The following is an 18,509-nucleotide window of genomic DNA, read 5'->3' as shown; positions in this document are numbered from 1 at the left end:
GGCTTTGATGACAGTCGCGCGGTTCATTCGGCGGCAATTGCTCTCGCTGTCCGGCGTCGGCCTCATGCTAGGCGCGCTGTTCTTCGCAGCGGCGCTGACGCCGACGCTGATCCCGCGCAGCTATCTCACGCAGGGAACGCTGGCCGGCGGCTGCTTTGCGATCGGCTATTTCGCCGGCGTGCTGTGGCGCCGGCTGTGGCACTATCTCGAACTGCCCGAGCCATCGGCGCGCGCAAGATCCGTCGCGAATGCGCTTGTCGCGGCCGGCTGCCTGCTCGTCGTCATCGCCGCGCTCTGGCGGACGACCGCATGGCAGAACGCGGTCCGCAGCGTGATGAAGATGGCGCCGGTCGAGACCGCGCATCCGCTCAAGGTCTGCATCGTCGCCCTGATCACGTTCGCGGTACTGCTGTTGCTGGGGCGGCTGTTCGCGCTTTTGGCTGACGTCCTCGCTGCGGGCACGCGGCGCGCCATTCCGCGCAAGGTCGCCAACGTCATCGGCGTGATCGTCGCAGCCCTGCTGTTCTGGTCGATCGCGAGCAACGTCCTGATCCGCACCGCCTTCAACGCACTCGATTCCTCCTTCCGCGAACTCGACGTCCTGTTCGAGCCCGAGCGCCCGCAGCCGACCGCGGCCGACAAGACCGGAGGTCCGGCATCCCTGGTGAAGTGGAAGGAGCTCGGGCGCATGGGACGCCGGTTCATCGCCTCAGGTCCGACTGCAGCCGAGATCAGCGCGGTCACGGAGCATCCCGCGCGGGAGCCCGTGCGCGTCTATGTCGGCCTCGCGGCCCGCGACACGGCCCAGGCGCGCGCCAGGCTTGCGCTCGACGAGCTCAAGCGCCAGCACGGTTTTGAACGCAAGGTCCTGATCGTCATTACGCCGACCGGCACCGGCTGGATCGATCCGGCCGCGATGGATACGGTCGAATATCTCCACCATGGCGATGTCGCCAGCGTCGCGATGCAATATTCCTATCTCAACAGTCCGCTGTCGCTGCTGTTTCAGCCCGAATACGGCGCGGAAGCCGCGCGGGCCCTGTTCGCCGAAATCTACGGCTACTGGACGACACTGCCGAAGGACGTCAGGCCGAAGCTGTATCTGCATGGGCTGAGCCTCGGCGCCATGAACTCGGAGAAATCCGCAGAGCTGTTCGAGACGATCGGCGATCCCATCGCGGGCGCGCTGTGGAGCGGTGCGCCGTTCGAGAGCCGCATCTGGCGCTCGATCACCGACAACCGCAATCCGGGCTCGCCGGCCTGGCTGCCGGAATTCCGCGACAGCCGCTTCGTGCGTTTCATGAACCAGAACGGGTCGACCGTGCCGCCGGATACACCCTGGGGCGCGATGCGCGTCGTCTATCTGCAATATGCCAGCGATGCGATCACGTTCTTCGCCTACCGCGACGCCTATCGAGCCCCGGCCTGGATGAACGCGCCGCGTGGGCCTGACGTGTCACCGGAGCTGCGATGGTATCCAATCGTCACCATGCTGCAGCTCGCACTCGACATGGCGGTCGCAACCAATGCGCCGATGGGCTTTGGCCATGTCTACGCGCCCGAGCATTATGTCGATGCCTGGGTCGCGGTGACCGATGTCAATGATTGGTCGGCTGAGGCGCTGGCGCAGCTCAAGAACCGTCTTGCCGCCAAGGCACGACAGACGCCTGACAACGATCCTGATCGCGGCGGATAGAGCGCCCTACTCCGCCATCTCCACGGGTTGTGCCGTGGAAGGACCGGCCAGCGGCCGCTCCTCCATCATGATCAGGCAGAGCGAGGCGGTGGTCATCAGCGCGGTCGCAGCCGCGAAGACGTAGCGAAAGGCGTGCTGCATATCCTCGGCCGGAATCGCCGGGAGGCTGCCCGCACCGTGATGCTCGCCGGCCAGCGGAATGTCGGCGCCGAGCGCGATCAGCAGGATGGCGGCGAACGCTGCGACCGTGAACGAGGACATCAGCGAGCGGAAGAAGTTCATCGCGCCGGTGATGGTGCCGACCAGCGGACGGGCAACGGAGTTCTGCAGCGAAACCACGCAGACGGGAAACGTCGTGCCGAGGCCGAGCGCGAACGCGGCCATCAGCGTCAACAGGCCCCACAACGGCAAGGTCGTCAGCGTCAGGCCGAGCGCGCAGATCGCAGCCCAGGAGGTACCGACGATGGCGACGCGCTTGTAGTGCTTGGCGCGCGCCATGGTGCGACCGGCGACGGCGGCGCCTATCGTCGAGACCGCCGCGAGCGGAATCAGCGCAAGGCCGGCCTCGCTGGCGCTGAGATGATAGACCGACTCGTAATAGAGCGGGAGCTGCACGGTGAGGCCGGTGATGGCGCCGAGACCGCAGCCGCCCGCGGTCAGCGCGAAGGGCGCGACCGATCCGCTCAGCAATGGCAGCGGCAGGAACGGCTCGTCGGCGCGGCGCGCGTGCCAGACGAAGGTCAGCGCGAGCGCGACGGCGCCGCCCACCATCGCAACAATGGTCGGCGACAGCCACTTGTACCGCGTACCGCCCCAGGTCAACACCAGCATGAAGACGACCGCGGAGGCCATCAGCAGCACGCCGCCGAGCCAGTCGACCTTGCGCTTGCGATGGAACACCGGGATCTTCTTCATCTTCGGCAGCAGCAACGCGAGGGCTGCGGCGGCGAGCGGCAGGTTGATCCAGAAGATCATCGACCAGTGCAGATGCTCGGCGAAAACACCGCCGATGACAGGGCCGAGGATGCCGCCGACCATCCAGACGCTGGAGAAATAGGCCTGGTACTGCCCGCGTTCGCGCGGGGAGACGACGTCGGAGATGACGGTCTGCACGACCGGCATGATGCCGCCGCCGCCGAGCCCCTGAAGGCCGCGCGCGAGAATCAGCATCGGCATGCTCGGCGCGATCGCGCACAGGATCGAGCCGGCGATGAACAGGCTCAGCGAGACGATGATCATGGCCTTGCGGCCGTAGATGTCACTCAGCGTCCCGAACACGGGGGCGACCGCAGTCGAGGCGAGCAGATAGGCGGTGATGACCCACGAGAGGTTCGAGACATCCTGGAACTGGCGCCCGATGGTCGGCAGCGCAGTGGCAACGATGGTCTGGTCGAGGGCCGCCAGGAACATCGTCAGCATCAGGCTGATGACGATGGTGCGGACCTCGTCCTGTGACAGCGATGCCGGCGGCGAGATCGGGGGCGCGTCGCTAACGCTGATGACCTCGCCAGGAAGGCGGGTCAATTCCTCGGCGATGTCGTCGGGCAATGTCCTGATATCGGCAGCCTGGCTGCTCTGCCGTGTGAATTGGTTCATCTCGGGCTGTCGGATCGGGCGTGTTGCGGTGCAAAGCCGCGAAGGATTCGTTCTATGAACCCAATCTAAGCAGCAAACTTCTTCTCAGGCAGGCACCGCTGCGCATGGGTGCATCCCGCATCGCGGTCATCCCGAACAAGTGATGAGAGAGGCGGCCGATCAGTCCGGCTGATCAGTCCTTGGGGCGTCGCTTCAGGCGTGCCCGTTTCGGCACCTGCCCGGGCCATTGCACCAGATAGTGTTCAAGCTTGTCGTCGGGAATCTCTACCTCGGTGCCCGCGACCCGGCCGCGCACGGAGACGCCGGCCTCATGCACCGTATTGGGATCGCCTGAGATCAGCGGGTGCCACCAATAGAGATCGCGGCCCTGGGCAACGAGCCTGTAGCCGCAGCTCGGAGGCAGCCAGGGGAGGGTACGGACCTTTTCCGGCGTCATGACAACGCAGTCCGGCACGTAGTCGAAGCGATTCGTGTAGTCCTTGCAGCCGGCCGTGCAGGAATCGAGCATCTTGCAGCTGACGTCGGTGAAATAGATCTCGCCGGTATCCTCGTCTTCGAGCTTGTTCAGACAGCAGCGGCCGCAGCCATCGCAAAGGCTCTCCCATTCGGCCGTCGACATATCCTCCATCTTCTTGGTTTTCCAGAAGAATCCATCCTGGTCAGAAGGTGGTTTGCGAGCTGCGGTCATGCGCCTGATACTGATCCAATGAGCTGGGACGAGCGCCATCTAGGGCGCGCTTCTGTCAGACTGCAAGGAACGCCCCCGCAAGGCCCGTATTGAACCGGGGTTCAATTAGGCCTGTTGTTCAAAATTGCGAGCCTGACCATTGGTTTATAGGCCCCGCTCGGCTAGAAGAACAGCAAGTCCGCCTGAGGTGCGCGAAACGGGCGCCTTGGGTTTGCCGCAACAATCCCGCAAGACGTCTCGATGCCGCCCCGGCCGGGTGCTTGAACGCTTTCGAACCGAGCCTCAAGGGTTCTAGGTGGTCCAGAACACACCATCCAACTGGAAGAGTCGTCTCAGGAACTTCTTCCTGGACCTCGATGCACGCATCGACTCCTCGCTGTTCTCCTCGGCGAAGGGCATCCGCGAGCTCTACGAGCGCTACTCGACCTTCATGGACCGCTTCTATGTCGGGCGGTGGAAGCGCTGGGTGTTCATCGAGCCGCTGTCGGAAGCCGCAACCATCGGCCTCGGCGGCATGGTGCTGATGCTGATCCTCGCCATCCCCGCCTTCCGCGAGACCGCGGACGAGGACTGGCTGAAGAAATCCGACCTCGCGGTGACGTTCCTCGACCGCTACGGCAACCCGATCGGCAGCCGCGGCATCAAGCACAACGATTCGATCCCGCTGGAAGATTTCCCTGATGTCCTGATCAAGGCGACGCTCGCCACCGAAGACCGCCGCTTCTACGACCATTTCGGCATCGACATCGCCGGCACCGCGCGCGCTCTCGTCACCAACGCCCAGGCCGGCGGCGTCCGCCAGGGCGGCTCGTCGATCACGCAGCAGCTCGCCAAGAACCTGTTCCTGAGCAACGAGCGCACCATCGAGCGCAAGATCAACGAGGCGTTCCTCGCGGTCTGGCTGGAATGGCGCCTGACCAAGAACGAGATCCTCAAACTCTATCTCGACCGCGCATATATGGGCGGCGGCACTTTCGGCGTGGACGGTGCGGCCCATTTCTATTTCAACAAATCGGCGCGTGACGTGACCTTGGCGGAAGCGGCGATGCTCGCCGGCCTGTTCAAGGCGCCGACGAAATACGCCCCGCACATCAACCTGCCCGCCGCGCGTGCCCGCGCCAACGTCGTGCTCGACAATCTCGTCGATGCCGGCTTCATGACCGAGGGCCAGGTGTTCGGCGCCCGCCGCAACCCGGCCTTCGCGGTCGACCGCCGCGACGAGGCGTCGCCGAACTACTACCTCGACTACGCCTTCGACGAGATGCGCAAGCTGGTCGACACGTTCCCGAAATCCTACACCGAGCGCGTGTTCGTGGTGCGCCTCGCGATCGACACCAACGTGCAGAAGGCGGCGGAAGACGCCATCGAGAACCAGCTGCGCCAGTTCGGCCGCGACTATCACGCGACGCAGGCCGCGACCGTCGTCTCCGATCTCGACGGCGGCATCCGTGCCATGGTCGGCGGCCGCGATTACGGCGCGAGCCAGTTCAACCGCGCGGTCGACGCCTATCGCCAGCCCGGCTCGTCGTTCAAGCCTTATGTCTACACCACGGCGCTGCTGAACGGGTTCACGCCGAACTCGATCGTGGTCGACGGCCCGGTCTGCATCGGCAATTGGTGTCCGCAGAACTATGGCCATTCCTATTCCGGCCCGGTGACGCTGACGCAGGCGATCACGCGCTCGATCAACGTCGTGCCCGTCAAACTGTCGATCGCGATCGGCCAGAAGGAACAACCGAAGGCGCCGAACCCGGCCAAGATCGGCCGCGCCAAGATCGTCGAGGTCGCGCGCCGCTTCGGCATCAAGGCCCCCCTGCCCGATACGCCGTCGCTGCCGATCGGCTCCGACGAAGTCAGCGTGCTCGAGCACGCCGTGGCCTATGCAACCTTCCCGAACCGCGGCAAGGCGGTGACGCCGCATGCGGTGCTGGAGGTGCGCACCGGCGCCGGCGATCTGGTGTGGCGCTGGGATCGCGACGGCCCGAAGCCGAAGCAGGCCATCCCCGCGAATATCGCCGCCGACATGGCCGGCATGATGAGCCACGTCGTCAGCGAAGGCACCGCGCGCCGCGCCGCGCTCGACGGCATTCCGACCGCCGGCAAGACCGGCACGACGAATGCGTATCGCGACGCCTGGTTCGTCGGCTACACCGGCAATTTCACCTGCGCGGTCTGGTACGGCAATGACGACTACTCGCCGACCAACCGCATGACCGGCGGCTCGCTGCCGGCGCAGACCTGGCACGACATCATGGTCGCCGCGCATCAGGGCGTCGAGATCAGGGAAATTCCCGGCGTCGGCATGGGCCAGAAGCTGCCGCGCGAGAAGATCGCCAATGCGCAGGCCAATGCGGCCCCCAAGGTTCTGGAGACCAAGCCCGGTCCGCCGCCGGTGCTGACCAAGCGCGGCGCCGACATTCTGGTGCGGGTCGAGAAGCTGCTCGACGACGCCGCCAAGACCGCGAACAAATCGGCTGCCGACGACAGCGCGAAGCCGGCCAAGCCGACGTCGTCGACGAGCGCGCTTGCCTTCCCGCAGAATTATGCGGCGGAGGAGAACGCAAACGCGTCCACTCCGCGCAAGAACTGATCTGATCCCGTGCGGCTGCTCCTGATCACATTGACGGCCCTGCTGCTCGCGACCGTGGTCGGCGTCGGCGCCACCTGGATGACGACGACGCGCGGCACCGAAATCGGCGCGCTGACGATCGGCGCCTGGACCGCCCGCCCCCGCACCGGCACGTCGGACGTCGATCCCTATTCGCGCGCCACCATCGTGCGCAACGGCGAGCTGCCGATCGGCACCGGCGACGGTGTCGCCTTCACCGCAACGGCCGACGACAAGAAGAAGGCGCTCGACGGCCGCTGCGACGTCGTCGTGTCGGGCGTGACCCCGCCGGCGCGGTTCTGGACGCTGACGCTGTATGACCGCAAGGGGCATCTCGTCGCCAATTCGCTGCAGCGCTACGGCTTCACCAGCCAGGAGATCGTGCGCGCCTCCGACGGCACGTTCGAGATCCACATCGCCGCGCGCTCGCGCGCCGGCAACTGGCTGCCGACCGGCGGCATCGAGCGCTATGCGCTGATGTTCCGCCTCTACGACACCCCCGTCGGCGTTGCGACGCGCACCAAGCGCGACGCGCCGATGCCCAGCATCTCCACGGTGGGCTGCTCATGATCCGCCTGGCGTTCACCATTCTTGCCGGCGTGGTGCTGGGCCTCGTGGTCCATCTCGTCAGCGTGCTGGCGCTACCGCGGATCGCAACGCAGGACGCCTATTCGCGGCTGACGCCGATGACCAAGCTCAACGGAGTGACGCAGCTTCCTCTCGCCGATCCCAATACCTCGCCGATGCCGTTCATGGACCCGGCCTTCGCGCTGGCGATCTGCCGCTATGACCTTTCGGGCGGACCGATCAAGCTCACCGTGCCGGTGAGCCAGGCCTATACGTCGGTGTCGTTCTACACCCGCAACGAGATCGCCTATTACGCCATCAACGACCGCTCGGCCGGCAAGAAGGTGATCGAGCTCGACCTGATGACGGAAGCGCAGCACAACGCCCTGCCCGAGGACGAAGAGGTCACCGCGGCCGACCGCCTGATCATCGACTCCCCCAGCGCGACAGGCCTGATCGTGATGAAGGCGCTCGCCGCCGAGCCCGGCCTGATGCCGCAGGCGCAAGCGACGCTTGCCGCCGCGACCTGCGCGCCGCAGACCGAAGCGCCCGCCAAGGCCGAGGCACCGCGCGGCCGGCGCTGAGACCACCGAAAGCAAAGCGCGCGAAAACGACCCCATGCACAGTAGCGGGGCGTTGATGCGATTGGCAATTTCGACGCCGCACCCAAACAGGCTCTTCGGAGAGAGTCGGCGCATCCCCTGTCCGCCCCTATTTTCCGCTTTGACACGTCGGGCAAAACACTGGCAGAGTGGCATCATCGAAAATTCGTCAGCACCCGCGCAGATAAATCCGCCGCGGGTTTTTTCATGGCCGCAGGAAGCGTGCGAAAGCTGACTCGCATGCCGCCAGGTGCGCGAGGCCTCACACCGGCCCTGTCTCACTTCGGCCTTATGCCGAACGGGTGCACTTGGGCTTTGCTTCCGCGGGCCCAGAGCAGCGCCAATGGTCCGAGCAGGATTCCGGTCGCAAGAATGATGAAGACCAGTAGCCAGCCACGCGCACTCTGGGGTCCACCCGCAATGTCGAGCGCGACGCCCGTCCCCCAGGCACCGAGGGCTGAAAGCCCGAAGCCGACGGTGGAATGCAGAGCCAGCGTTGCGCCACGATGGTCGGAGACGGCCGCAGCGGACATGCCAGCCGTCAGCGCTCCGGAATCGGCCGGCACCGTGAGGCCATAGATCATCAGCATCAGCGCGAGCACCCATGCGGGAGCTGTCGCGTTGAGGCCGATGATGATCGCGACGCAGGCCGACGCGATCATCACGATTGTGATGGCGCGGTGTCGTCCGAATTTCAATGCGGCCTCGTTGCCTAGGATGCTGGCGGGCATCGAGATCACCGCAAAGCAGAAGCTCATCAACACCGGTGTCAACCACGAGGGCGCGCCTTGATGCGCAACGACGAACGTCCAGAAACCGACCAGCCAGGTGCGGATGCCGTAGAGCTCGAAACAATGCGCGCCGTAACCGAAGATGTAACCGAGCGCCTCGCGGTTCGAGAAAACCGGCGCGAAATCCAGGAGGCGCCCAGCTTTCGGAGTGGCCCGACGCCCCTCCATCAGAAGACATGCAACCACCATCGCAACGGGGCCGATGCCGGTGACGTAGAAGGCGATCCGCCAACCCCAGCGATCTGCGAGAAGTTGCGCAACGAGAAACGAAAGCCCGACGCCGACCGAAAAGCTCGACGTGTACAGCGTCACGGCACGCGAGGTGTCGCCGGCGGGCAGTCGGTCCGTCAGCGCCTTCAGCCCGGGCATGTAAGCGCCGGCAAATCCCAGGCCAGCAAGCGACCAGACGATCGTCCCCGACCAGAACCCTTGTGCGAAGATGCCAAAGGCTACGGTCGCAAGTCCGCTGACGATGGAGCCGCACAGCAGCACGATCCGCGCATCGATCCGATCGGTCAACGTCGTCAGCACCGGCACGGCGAGCATGTAGCCGAAAGCGTAGCCGCTCGCCATCAACCCGCCTCCGGCGGCGGAAAGTCCCCATTCCGGCATCAGATGCTGCGCGAGATTCGCTGATAGCGTCACGTGCGACAGCAGGTTGCCGACCTGGCCGATGCACATGACCGCGATCAGGGGCCGGCCGCTCAAGCTACGAATGCATACCTCCCATCTCGTCCTATGTTGCCGGATCCGCTCGAAGCAGCAGGAGCGCAGAGAAGGCGGAGATCGAGGCGACCGCGCTGATCCACAGTGCACTGGTGCCGAAATGCTCCACCATCATGCCCAATGCGAGCGGGGCGAAAGCCCCTGTCGCGCGGGCCGGCAGCGAGATCATACCGACGCGTCGGCCGAAACCCGTCGGCCCGAAAATCGCCAAGGGAAGCGTACCGCGCGCAATGGTGATGATGCCGTTGCCCGCGCCATACAATACCGAGAAGGCCGGTGCGAGGAACGAGCCGCCCGCGACCAGCGCAACGATACCGATCGGGTTCATGAGCGTGGCCAGCCTTGCAGAAAGAAGCGGATGAAATCCGCCGAGCCATCCCGCCTCCAGGATGCGGGCGGCGACTTGAGCAGGGCCAACCAATGTTCCCGCGAACAGGGCCTGTGCGGGCGTCGCGCCAAATGCAACCAGCATCGTCGGCAAGATCGCCGACACGCCGGAGCTGACGAAACTCGTCGCAGCGAACATGTAGGCCAGCACCACCATTGAGAAAGCTTCGCTCTGGCGTTCGGATTGCCGGCTGGCCCCCGTGCCCGCTCGCGACTCCTGGTCCAATGGAGCTGCGCGCGGCAGCGAAAGATTGAGTGGCAACGCAAGCCCGATATGGATCGCCGCCCACACCTGGCAGGCGACGCGCCAGCCATATTCCGACGCGAGCCAAGTTGTGAGTGGCCAGCCGACGGTGCTGGCAAAACCCGCTATCAGCGTGATGCCGGTGATGGTTCGTCGCGCATCGGCACCATAGATGCGTGCAAGCGTTGCGAAGGCCGCTTCGTAGAGGCCCATTCCCATGCCAATCCCCAGCAATATCCAGGCTGTGATCAGCAGCGCCATGCCGTGGGTTACAGACAGTAGGAGCAAGCCCGCAACAAAGACGAGGTTCGAGACGGCAAGCAGGCTGCGCCCTCCGAACGTATCGATAGCGTGCCCAACGCGGGGACCGAGCAATCCTGAGATGACGAGCGCGCCGGACAGCGCGCCAAACACGTAAGTCGGCGCGAGACCGAGATCGCGCGCGATCGGCGCAGCCAGGATGGCGGGGAGATAGTAGCTCGACGCCCATGCAATGGTCTGCGCGGTGCCGAGTGCAATGACGACCGCCAGCGAGCCGGCAGGGACCTGCTTCATGAGCAACCACACCCCGCACGGCTTGCCTTCTTCGCCGTTTCGTCGGCGGCGCAGCAGGCGGAGGCCTCTTCCTTTGGCGGCCCACCGCAGCATCCCGCTGCGGCCTCAGACTCGACGCCGCCGCGCGTGCACACGCCGGTTTCCGGCAGCACGAGCTCGACCCGTGTCGCGGCTTCCTTGTCGCCTGCGATCTCGGCAACGATCGAGCGCACCTGCTCGTATCCGGTCATCATCAGGAAGGTCGGCGCGCGGCCGTAGGATTTCATGCCGGCGAGATAAAAGCCCGGCTCGTCATGCGCGAGCTCGCGGGCACCATGGGGACGGACCGTCCCGCAACTATGCTCGTTGGGATCGATCAGCGGCGCGAGTGCGACGGGCGCCTCGATCGCCGGATCGAGCCGAAGCCGCAGCTCGGACAGGAATGACAGATCGGGACGGAAGCCAGTGGAGACGACAAATTCATCTGCAACCACGCTGCGCACACCGCAGGAGGCGCCTGCCGATATCCTGAGGCCGTCCTCGGAGTCCGAGAGGTGCGTGACGCCAAATCCGGTCTCCACCTTGATCTTCCCGGCCGCCACCAGCGCGGCGAAAGCAGAACCAAGCTCTCCACGCGCGGCAAGCTTGTCATTGCGGCCGCCGCCGAAAGCCTTTGCGGGATCGGCGCCGCGCAAGAGCCAGATGGCTTGCGTGCCCGGGACTTCCTGGGCGAGCTGCGCAAGATCGATCAACGTGCCCACCGCGGAATGGCCGGCGCCGAGCACGGCAACAATCTTGCCAGCATATCTGGCGCGATCGGCGCCCCGCACATCAGGCATGCCATAGGCGATGCGGTCTGCGCACGCGCGTTCGCCGATCGCGGCCAAGCCGTTGCTGCCAGCGGGATTGGGCGAGAACCAGGTGCCCGACACGTCGATGACCGCGTCGGCGCGCAGCACTTCGGGGCCTCTGCCGTTCTGATAGCGGATTTCGAAGGGCGCCTGCGCCCTGCCCTTCGTCTTCGCCTTGTCCAAGCCGGCGCGGCTGATGGCCGTGACGCGACTGGAGGTGCGGATCGCCTCGCACAGCGGCGTGCGCGTCGCGAGCGGACCGAGATACCGATCGATCAATTCGCCGCCGGTCGGATAGGATTGAGGATCCGGCGAATTCCATCCGGTCGGCGCGAGCAGGCGCGCTGCTGCCTTGTCGACATTGTATTCCCATGGCGAGAAGAGCTGAACGTGCTGCCATTGGCGAACAGCATGCGCGGCTTCCGGACCTACTTCGAGCACGATCGGCGACATGCCGCGTTCGAGCACATATGCCGCGGCCGCGAGGCCGACCGGGCCTGCCCCGATGATAGCCACCCTCTTTTGTTTCATTCGGCTTCTCCGATCATTCTAGAACTATCGAATTATTGCAGCCAAGAAAGTCAAGCCGCCGTTTGCGTATCCTTGCATCCGACTTCGTCGGCACAGCACTCCGCCGCCAGGAAATCAACGAGCCCTCGCATCGCATCGAAATTGGCATGACAAACCAGCGTCGTGGATTCCCTGACCTGACTGACCAGCCCAACCGAGACCAAGGTTTTGATGTGATGGGACAGCGTCGATGCCGGGATCTTGAGCTTTTCCTGCAGGCGGCCGACAGGCATGCCCGGATGACCTGCCCGAACCAGGGACCGGTAGATCTGGAGCCGTGTCCGATTTCCCAAGGCTTCGAGGCGTGCCGCTGCATCGTCGATCTTCATGACGGCACGATGCGCCTCCTCACGGCGGCTGTCAAACCATATTTCTAGAATGTTCGAAATAGACACCGACTTCCGATTCCGGATTGACCCACCCGTTATATTTCCATAAATCTGGATATATGGAAACTGAAGAAGCCGTCCTGGCACTCGCCGCCCTCTCCCAATCAACTCGTCTGGAGGCATTTCGGACGTTGGTCAAACACGAGCCTGACGGGCTTGCGGCCGGCGACCTGGCCCGCCTGCTGGAAGTCCCGCCCAATACGCTCTCCGCGCATCTGTCGATCCTGACGCGTGCGCGCCTCGTGACCTCCGAGCGGCGCAGCCGTTCGATCGTCTACCGCTCCAACCTCGCAGAATTTCGCGACGTCGCGCTTTTCCTGCTCCGGGATTGCTGCGGCGGACGGCCCGAAGTTTGCGAGCCTGTCGTTCAAACCCTGCAATCATGTTGTTCGCCCAAGCGAAAGGAGCGAAGCCGTGTCTGATCACGTGTACAACGTCTTGTTCCTGTGTACCGGCAATTCGGCGCGATCGGTTCTTGCCGAGTCGATCCTTCGCAAGGACGGCGCCGGCCGCTTTCGGTCGTTCTCCGCCGGGAGCACGCCGAAAGGCGCGGTGCATCCCTTGGCGTTGCGCACGCTGGAGACCATGGACTATCCGACCGACGGAATGCGCTCGAAAAGCTGGCTGGAGTTCGCCGCCCCTGACGCGCCGGTGATGGATTTCGTCTTCACCGTTTGCGACAACGCCGCAGGTGAAGCCTGTCCGATCTGGCCGGGCCAGCCGATGACGGCGCATTGGGGCATCGAAGATCCCGCCGCCGCGGAGGGCTCGGAACTGGAGAGGCAAGCGGCGTTCGTCACGGCGTTCCGCTATCTCAAGAACCGGATCGATACCTTCGTGAACCTCCCATTGAGGAGCATCGACAAGCTCTCGCTCGGCACGAGGCTGCGCGAGATCGGCCGCTCCGATGGCACGACACATCCCGCCCCGAAGGCCGGCTGATGGATACCTTCGATCTTTCCCGGCGCCTCGCCGCCGAAGCACTTGGCACCGGCATTCTCGTCGCCACCGTGGTCGGCTCCGGCATCATGGCGGAGACGCTGACCAAGGACGTTGCGCTTGCGCTCCTCTGCAACACCTTGCCGACCGGCGCCATCCTCGTGGTCCTCATCACGGTGCTCGGCCCGATCTCCGGCGCACATTTCAACCCTGCGGTGACGCTTGTTTTCACCGGCAAGCGCGAGCTGCCGGTGAACGAAGCCGCGCTCTATGTGATCGCGCAGATCGCTGGCGGCATCGCCGGCACGATGGCCGCGCACCTGATGTTCGGCCTACCCCTGCTCGATCTATCGATGAAGGTTCGGACCGGTGGACCACAATGGTTCGCTGAAGCGGTCGCCGCCTTTGGGCTGGTCGCAACGATCCTGGCCGGCATCCGGTTTCAGCGGACAGCCGTGCCCTGGCTGGTCGGCCTCTACATCACCGCCGCCTACTGGTTCACGGCCTCCACGTCATTTGCCAACCCCGCCGTCGCCATCGCGCGGTCACTGACGAACACCTTTGCCGGCATTCGGCCTGTGGACCTGCCCGGCTTCATCCTTGCGGAGCTCTGCGGAGCATTCGCCGGCATGCTCATGATGAACTGGCTGCTCGGCCCATCGAAGGCGCGCGGCCCTGTCCCTGTCGCGGAGACGACAAGATGAGCGTCACGATCTATCACAACCCGGACTGCGGCACGTCGCGCAACACCTTGGCGATGATCCGGCAGAGCGGCGTCGAGCCCACCGTCATTGAATACCTGAAAACGCCGCCCTCGCGCGAAACGCTCAAGCAACTGATTGCAGCGATGGACATCCCGGTGCGCGCCCTCCTGCGCGAGAAGGGCACGCCCTACAAGGACCTTGGCCTCGCCGATCCCAAATGGACCGATGACGAACTGATCGACCGGATGCTCGCGCATCCCATTCTGATCAACCGTCCAATCGTGGTGACGCCGAAAGGCGCGCGACTGTGCCGGCCCTCGGAGGCGGTCATCGATCTGCTGGATAACCCGGTCGGCCGGTTCGTGAAGGAAGACGGAGAGGTGATCGAAGCGCGATAAGCTCACGGCCGCTCAGCCGTTGTCAGTTCGACAAGCCGGGAGCCGTGCCTATGGCAGCACCTGCTCCGATCTCGCGATATCGAAGCCTTTTCCTTTCAGCCAATCGCGAATGACCTGGATCAGTTCGACCTTTCGCTCCAGCGGCAGCCAATGTCCGGCGGGCAGACTTGCTTCAGCAAGATCCGTGCACGCTGCTCGCATCGGATCGCCCTGGCGATTTCCGCTGATGGTGCAGATCTGATCGAAGGCGCCGTTGACGAAAAGAACCGGTTGCGACAGGCGGCCGCCATTTGGGGCTCTGCGAGCGTAGGCAAGATTGGCGCCGTCGTTCAGGTACCACGCGCATGAGGGGCGGAAGCCGTGCTCCTTGAAGGCCTGCACCAGCGCGTCGAAGTCGGCGGGCGGCCAGATAGCGGGGTTGGGGTCGGTCGGCGGTGCCCGATGCGCGGCGCCAAAGCGCCCTCCGTTGCGCGTGACCATGGCATGCGGGGCAACCTTCCCCAAGCCGGCGGGGTCGCCGCTCCGAAAGATTGTCGCCAGAGATGCTGCCGGGTCTGCATTCAAGTCGGCGACCGCCGTCTCGAAATGCGTCGTGTAGTATCGGTAGTAATCCCATTGTCCATCCGGATACTGCTCGGTTGGATAAATCGTCCGGTCGACGAGAGGGATGAGCGTGCGCAGAGCGTGCCCCGCAGGCTGATAAGCCAACGAGGTCAACACCACGCCACGGCTGCGGTCGGGATGATGAGCAGCCAGTTCCGCGGCCACGACGACACCCCAGTCGTGACTGACCCAGATCGCAGGCTTGCCTCCAAGGTGATCATGGAGCTCCGTCATGTCGGCGACCACCTCCTCGATGGCGTAGGCCTCGATTGCCGGCGGCGCGGAAGAGCCGCCGAAGCCGCGCAGATCCGGAGCGACGCAATGCCAACCGTCGGCCGCAAACGCATCCATCTGAGCCCGCCACATCAAGCCAAGGCTCGGCCAGCCGTGAAGAAAGATCATCAACGGTCCGCCGACCGGCCCGCACTCGATGTAGTGCGTTGACTGGCGCGGGGTCGTCAAAGTCCGCGAAACCAGCGTCGAAGAGGTCGCGCTCATGGACCAATACTCCATCGAAGGCAAATCGTTCGTGGACTGCATTCGTCGCGTTGAAACCAGGCGACAACGCCAAAGGCAGTCGGAGGTTCACCTCCTCCGGCCATTCCGCTTTGACACGTCGGGCAAAACACTGGCATGATGGCATCGTCGAAAGTCACAGCACCGTGCGGAAGACTGCGCCGCGACTGCCATGCTCCAGCAAAAAGCCCAACCGGAGCCAGCGACTTGCCATACCTCCTGAGGTCTCCCGTAGTCGAAGAGCTACCTGCGCTTTCAGCACTCTGCTTCCGGTCGAAGGCCGTATGGGGTTACGACAAGGACTTCATGGAGGCGTGTCGTCGTGAACTCTTTATTGATCCGCACGAATTGAGATCAACCGCGATTGCGGTTGCCGAAGATCAGGGAACAATCGTTGGGGTCGCGCAGGTCAAGGTGGTCGGAAACCAAGCCGACTTGCTCAAACTGTTCGTTGAACCGACCGCGCTGCGAGGAGGCATCGGCAAGGCTCTCTTTGCTTGGGCGACCGCCATGGCGACACGTATGGGAGCCGATCACCTTGTTATCGAGGCCGACCCGGATGCCGCATCGTTCTACAGACGGATGGGCGCAGAAGATTGCGGCCTTGCGCAGTCTGGCTCAATTGCCGGAAGATTGCTTCCGAAACTCGTGAAAGACCTGCAAGGGGCTTGAGCTCAACCGCCCGCTTCTGGCTCTCTACTGCCTTTCGTTCCCACCTCATGGATACCATCAGCCAAGTCGGCTGTTGGCCCTTGCCCGAAGAATGCGGCGTCGATCGTCGCGTCGGCTGTCGGCGACCGTACAGCGGACGCCTGGTACCGCCGGCTACGGAGCTTCAACGTATCGGATGATGCTCTGGTTCTGGACGTTCGCGACCAATTCATCCGTGCGGGACAAAAGCCGACGCAGCAAGGGCGACGAATTTGCCGGATTGTATCCCAAGGCCAAATCGACCGTTGGCGTGCCGCCCTCGAGCGCTCTGGCGACGACGTTCGGCGCAAGCATGTTCTGCGCATAGAGCGGGACGAGGCTAATTCCGCCCGTGGAGGCCACGAGCGACATGGCCGATGATATATTTTCACCCTCATACTTCGCCTTGAGGGTAATGCCGACCCGGGATGCGTAGTTCTGTATGACATCCTGCAAGACCGGCGATGTTCTTGCCGAGCTGACGTAGATCTCGCGGGCGAGATCCTGCGGACGAATCTTCTTCCGTGACGCCAGGCGGTGTTCGGCCGGCAGCACGGCAATCAAGGGCTCCTTCGCCAATATCTTGAAGACGACGCCCTCGTTGTCCTTCTCCGGACGAAGGAAAGCGATGTCCAATTTTCCTCGCAACAGCGCGAGCGCCAATTCTGGTGACGACTGCGTGCTGAGCGTGACTTCGACATCGGGGGCTTCCTCGCGGAGGATGCGCAGCAGCTGGGGGAGCCACATCACCTCCAGCCCGACGAGAAAGCCCATCGAGAGTACGGGCCTTTGCGGTTGCGCCGTCTGCCGGGCCCCTTCCGTTGCGGCCTCGACCTGCAGCAACGCCAGCCGCGCATGATCGAGAAACACGCGTCCGGCGGCGGTCAGCGCCACGCCGCGCGCCTGGCGCTCCAATAGCTGAACGCCGACTTCGGCTTCCAGATCGCGAATTTGCCGGCTCAGCGACGGCTGGGAGGTGTTCAGTCGCCGCTCGGCGGCGTTCAGCAGGCTGCCTTCTTCAGCGACGGCAACGAAATAGCGCAGGTGCCGGAGCTCCATGATCCCTCTTATATCTCCCAGGCATAGCTTGAAGCCTACAAGGTCTTGGTCAGGAGCCAAAGAGGGATTTACCGTTTCGCAGTCTTCAACCAAGAAAAGGACAACGAACAATGCTTTGCCGAAGCCTCGTATCGTCTTCAGCAAAGTGATCCCAGCACTCCAGGCCGATAGGCACGGCGTGATCGCAATTCAGTACGGCCTCAACAATTCTGCAGCGAGGCGCGGCCGCTGAACATCGTGTCTTTTGGAAAGCCAGGAGCCGCGATCTATGGCCTGATCAGCTTGGGCTCGTTTGCCTTTCCTATCAATAAATTTCAATGGAGCTCTCGATGCCCACGATCACGACGACAGACGGCGTAAACATCTTCTACAAGGATTGGGGATCAGGTCAGCCAATCGTTTTCAGCCACGGTTGGCCCCTGACAGCGGACGACTGGGATGTCCAAATGACATTCTTCCTTCGCCACGGCTATCGCGTGATCGCCCATGACCGGCGCGGCCACGGCCGGTCCGACCAGCCCGGCACCGGCAACGACATGGACCACTGGGTTGCCGACCTCGCGGCCCTGACTGAACACCTCAACTTGCGCGACGCGATCCACATCGGCCACTCTACAGGTGGCGGCGAGGTGGCTCGCTATGTCGCTCGCCACCAGGAGCGCGTCGCGAAGGCGGCGCTGGTCGCTTCACTGACGCCGAACATGTACCGGAGCGAGGAAAACCCGTCCGGTCAACCGCCGGAGTGGTTCGAAGCTATCCGAGCAGGCATGTTGGGCAACCGGTCGGAATTCTACCGTTTCGTCCCTGAGAATCCGTTCTACGGGTACAATCGCGATGGGGCCAAGCCTTCGGAGGCAATCATTGCGAACTGGTGGCGCCAAGGCATGGCCGGTGGTGCTCTCGCTCACTACGCGACTGTCGACTCCTGGCTCGAAGATTATACCGAAGACCTCAAGAAGATCACCGTGCCGGTGCTGGTGATGCATGGCGAGGCTGATCAAGTTGTCCCGTTCGCAAGTTCAGTGCCGCGTGCGGTCAACCTGCTCAAGAACGGGTCGCTGAAGACGTATCCCGGCTATCCCCATGGCATGCTCACGACCCATGCGGATGTCCTCAACCCCGATCTGCTCTCGTTCATCAGGTCTTGACGACATCTCTCATCCATCATCGTTTGCCGCACGAAGGAGATGCCGTTTGCAAGGCGGCCTCTCCTTCCAGTTCAGGAGACGGTATGCGACAGCCGCTTGTGGCCCTCAGCCGAACAAGGCTCAGGCCATTACGACGTCGGCTATCGACGGGATTCCGTTGCAAAACTCCTTGAGCCTCGATGGCGGGCGGTGGTTTCAAGTCT

The 18,509-nt window shown here is 63.9% G+C and carries 18 protein-coding genes; 10 read left to right on the top strand and 8 right to left on the bottom strand.

The window, feature by feature from the left end; translation table 11 throughout:
• Positions 1 to 7: 7 nt before the first annotated feature.
• On the top strand, positions 8 to 1,696 hold the full coding sequence (locus Q0687_RS02200) for an alpha/beta-hydrolase family protein (protein WP_298871636.1): 1,689 nt from the start codon (positions 8 to 10) through the stop codon (positions 1,694 to 1,696).
• A 6-nt stretch (positions 1,697 to 1,702) separates the two neighbouring features.
• On the opposite strand, the gene Q0687_RS02195 is transcribed toward Q0687_RS02200, so the two are convergent.
• Positions 1,703 to 3,292 carry an MDR family MFS transporter gene (locus Q0687_RS02195; RefSeq protein WP_298871634.1) on the bottom strand — a complete coding sequence of 530 codons (1,590 nt, stop codon included), beginning with the start codon at positions 3,290 to 3,292 and terminating at the stop codon, positions 1,703 to 1,705.
• A 172-nt stretch (positions 3,293 to 3,464) separates the two neighbouring features.
• On the bottom strand, positions 3,465 to 3,980 hold the full coding sequence (locus Q0687_RS02190) for a YcgN family cysteine cluster protein (RefSeq protein ID WP_298871631.1): 516 nt from the start codon (positions 3,978 to 3,980) through the stop codon (positions 3,465 to 3,467).
• A gap of 295 nt (positions 3,981 to 4,275) precedes the next feature.
• Between Q0687_RS02190 and Q0687_RS02185 the strand changes: the two genes are divergently transcribed.
• Genes Q0687_RS02185 through Q0687_RS02175 form a run of 3 tightly spaced genes read left to right on the top strand, consistent with a single transcriptional unit; the run spans position 4,276 to position 7,739 of the window.
• Positions 4,276 to 6,570 (top strand): PBP1A family penicillin-binding protein, encoded by a 2,295-nt coding sequence (locus tag Q0687_RS02185; RefSeq protein WP_298871628.1) that lies wholly within the window; start codon positions 4,276 to 4,278, stop codon positions 6,568 to 6,570.
• A gap of 9 nt (positions 6,571 to 6,579) precedes the next feature.
• Positions 6,580 to 7,158, top strand: coding sequence for a DUF1214 domain-containing protein (locus Q0687_RS02180; RefSeq protein ID WP_298871625.1), 579 nt, complete (start codon positions 6,580 to 6,582; stop codon positions 7,156 to 7,158).
• Positions 7,155 to 7,739, top strand: a complete 585-nt coding sequence (locus Q0687_RS02175; RefSeq protein ID WP_298871622.1) for a DUF1254 domain-containing protein — start codon at positions 7,155 to 7,157, stop codon at positions 7,737 to 7,739. The genes Q0687_RS02180 and Q0687_RS02175 overlap by 4 nt, the downstream gene beginning before the upstream one ends.
• A 296-nt stretch (positions 7,740 to 8,035) precedes the next feature.
• On the opposite strand, the gene Q0687_RS02170 is transcribed toward Q0687_RS02175, so the two are convergent.
• The 4 genes from Q0687_RS02170 to Q0687_RS02155 are packed head-to-tail and all read right to left on the bottom strand — an operon-like array spanning position 8,036 to position 12,189.
• The gene (locus tag Q0687_RS02170) at positions 8,036 to 9,229 is read right to left on the bottom strand and encodes an MFS transporter (RefSeq protein ID WP_298871716.1); all 1,194 of its coding nucleotides are present in this window, start codon (positions 9,227 to 9,229) and stop codon (positions 8,036 to 8,038) included.
• 55 nt (positions 9,230 to 9,284) lie between these two features.
• Positions 9,285 to 10,460 carry an MFS transporter gene (locus tag Q0687_RS02165; RefSeq protein ID WP_298871713.1) on the bottom strand — a complete coding sequence of 392 codons (1,176 nt, stop codon included), beginning with the start codon at positions 10,458 to 10,460 and terminating at the stop codon, positions 9,285 to 9,287.
• On the bottom strand, positions 10,457 to 11,821 hold the full coding sequence (locus tag Q0687_RS02160) for an NAD(P)-binding domain-containing protein (RefSeq protein WP_298871620.1): 1,365 nt from the start codon (positions 11,819 to 11,821) through the stop codon (positions 10,457 to 10,459). Before Q0687_RS02160 ends, Q0687_RS02165 begins: the two co-directional genes overlap by 4 nt.
• Before the next feature lie 50 nt (positions 11,822 to 11,871).
• The gene (locus Q0687_RS02155) at positions 11,872 to 12,189 is read right to left on the bottom strand and encodes a metalloregulator ArsR/SmtB family transcription factor (RefSeq protein ID WP_298871619.1); all 318 of its coding nucleotides are present in this window, start codon (positions 12,187 to 12,189) and stop codon (positions 11,872 to 11,874) included.
• A gap of 119 nt (positions 12,190 to 12,308) precedes the next feature.
• Here Q0687_RS02155 and Q0687_RS02150 point away from each other — a divergent pair, with 119 nt between their 5' ends.
• The 4 genes from Q0687_RS02150 to arsC are packed head-to-tail and all read left to right on the top strand — an operon-like array spanning position 12,309 to position 14,290.
• Positions 12,309 to 12,671 (top strand): metalloregulator ArsR/SmtB family transcription factor, encoded by a 363-nt coding sequence (locus tag Q0687_RS02150; protein WP_298871616.1) that lies wholly within the window; start codon positions 12,309 to 12,311, stop codon positions 12,669 to 12,671.
• Complete coding sequence (locus Q0687_RS02145) at positions 12,664 to 13,191, top strand: arsenate reductase ArsC (RefSeq protein ID WP_298871613.1); 528 nt, start codon at positions 12,664 to 12,666, stop codon at positions 13,189 to 13,191. Before Q0687_RS02150 ends, Q0687_RS02145 begins: the two co-directional genes overlap by 8 nt.
• On the top strand, positions 13,191 to 13,892 hold the full coding sequence (locus Q0687_RS02140; protein ID WP_298871610.1) for an MIP/aquaporin family protein: 702 nt from the start codon (positions 13,191 to 13,193) through the stop codon (positions 13,890 to 13,892). Before Q0687_RS02145 ends, Q0687_RS02140 begins: the two co-directional genes overlap by 1 nt.
• Positions 13,889 to 14,290: an arsenate reductase (glutaredoxin) gene (arsC, locus tag Q0687_RS02135; protein WP_298871608.1), complete on the top strand. Its 402-nt coding sequence runs from the start codon at positions 13,889 to 13,891 to the stop codon at positions 14,288 to 14,290. Before Q0687_RS02140 ends, arsC begins: the two co-directional genes overlap by 4 nt.
• Before the next feature lie 48 nt (positions 14,291 to 14,338).
• On the opposite strand, the gene Q0687_RS02130 is transcribed toward arsC, so the two are convergent.
• Positions 14,339 to 15,391, bottom strand: a complete 1,053-nt coding sequence (locus Q0687_RS02130; RefSeq protein ID WP_298871606.1) for an alpha/beta hydrolase — start codon at positions 15,389 to 15,391, stop codon at positions 14,339 to 14,341.
• 225 nt (positions 15,392 to 15,616) lie between these two features.
• Between Q0687_RS02130 and Q0687_RS02125 the strand changes: the two genes are divergently transcribed.
• Complete coding sequence (locus Q0687_RS02125) at positions 15,617 to 16,081, top strand: GNAT family N-acetyltransferase (protein WP_298871604.1); 465 nt, start codon at positions 15,617 to 15,619, stop codon at positions 16,079 to 16,081.
• A gap of 153 nt (positions 16,082 to 16,234) precedes the next feature.
• Here Q0687_RS02125 and Q0687_RS02120 read toward each other — a convergent pair whose 3' ends face one another.
• Positions 16,235 to 17,158, bottom strand: a complete 924-nt coding sequence (locus Q0687_RS02120; protein WP_298871601.1) for a LysR substrate-binding domain-containing protein — start codon at positions 17,156 to 17,158, stop codon at positions 16,235 to 16,237.
• A gap of 329 nt (positions 17,159 to 17,487) precedes the next feature.
• Between Q0687_RS02120 and Q0687_RS02115 the strand changes: the two genes are divergently transcribed.
• Positions 17,488 to 18,306 (top strand): alpha/beta hydrolase, encoded by an 819-nt coding sequence (locus Q0687_RS02115; RefSeq protein WP_298871598.1) that lies wholly within the window; start codon positions 17,488 to 17,490, stop codon positions 18,304 to 18,306.
• The last annotated feature ends 203 nt before the right edge of the window (positions 18,307 to 18,509 follow it).

This window comes from uncultured Bradyrhizobium sp. (assembly GCF_936928535.1).
Classification (GTDB): Bacteria; Pseudomonadota; Alphaproteobacteria; order Rhizobiales; family Xanthobacteraceae; genus Bradyrhizobium.
This window is presented reverse-complemented; position numbering and strand designations above follow the sequence as displayed.

Excerpts from the sequence above, each read along its gene's own strand:
- Q0687_RS02130 (WP_298871606.1), bottom strand. The coding sequence starts at position 15,391 with ATGAGCGCGACCTCTTCGACGCTGGTTTCGCGGACTTTGACGACCCCG.
- Q0687_RS02165 (WP_298871713.1), bottom strand. The coding sequence starts at position 10,460 with ATGAAGCAGGTCCCTGCCGGCTCGCTGGCGGTCGTCATTGCACTCGGC.
- Q0687_RS02115 (WP_298871598.1), top strand. The coding sequence starts at position 17,488 with ATGCCCACGATCACGACGACAGACGGCGTAAACATCTTCTACAAGGAT.
- Q0687_RS02160 (WP_298871620.1), bottom strand. The coding sequence starts at position 11,821 with ATGAAACAAAAGAGGGTGGCTATCATCGGGGCAGGCCCGGTCGGCCTC.
- Q0687_RS02140 (WP_298871610.1), top strand. The coding sequence starts at position 13,191 with ATGGATACCTTCGATCTTTCCCGGCGCCTCGCCGCCGAAGCACTTGGC.
- Q0687_RS02170 (WP_298871716.1), bottom strand. The coding sequence starts at position 9,229 with ATGTGCATCGGCCAGGTCGGCAACCTGCTGTCGCACGTGACGCTATCA.
- Q0687_RS02150 (WP_298871616.1), top strand. The coding sequence starts at position 12,309 with ATGGAAACTGAAGAAGCCGTCCTGGCACTCGCCGCCCTCTCCCAATCA.
- Q0687_RS02190 (WP_298871631.1), bottom strand. The coding sequence starts at position 3,980 with ATGACCGCAGCTCGCAAACCACCTTCTGACCAGGATGGATTCTTCTGG.
- Q0687_RS02155 (WP_298871619.1), bottom strand. The coding sequence starts at position 12,189 with ATGAAGATCGACGATGCAGCGGCACGCCTCGAAGCCTTGGGAAATCGG.
- Q0687_RS02120 (WP_298871601.1), bottom strand. The coding sequence starts at position 17,158 with ATGGAGCTCCGGCACCTGCGCTATTTCGTTGCCGTCGCTGAAGAAGGC.
- Q0687_RS02175 (WP_298871622.1), top strand. The coding sequence starts at position 7,155 with ATGATCCGCCTGGCGTTCACCATTCTTGCCGGCGTGGTGCTGGGCCTC.
- Q0687_RS02195 (WP_298871634.1), bottom strand. The coding sequence starts at position 3,292 with ATGAACCAATTCACACGGCAGAGCAGCCAGGCTGCCGATATCAGGACA.
- arsC (WP_298871608.1), top strand. The coding sequence starts at position 13,889 with ATGAGCGTCACGATCTATCACAACCCGGACTGCGGCACGTCGCGCAAC.
- Q0687_RS02200 (WP_298871636.1), top strand. The coding sequence starts at position 8 with ATGACAGTCGCGCGGTTCATTCGGCGGCAATTGCTCTCGCTGTCCGGC.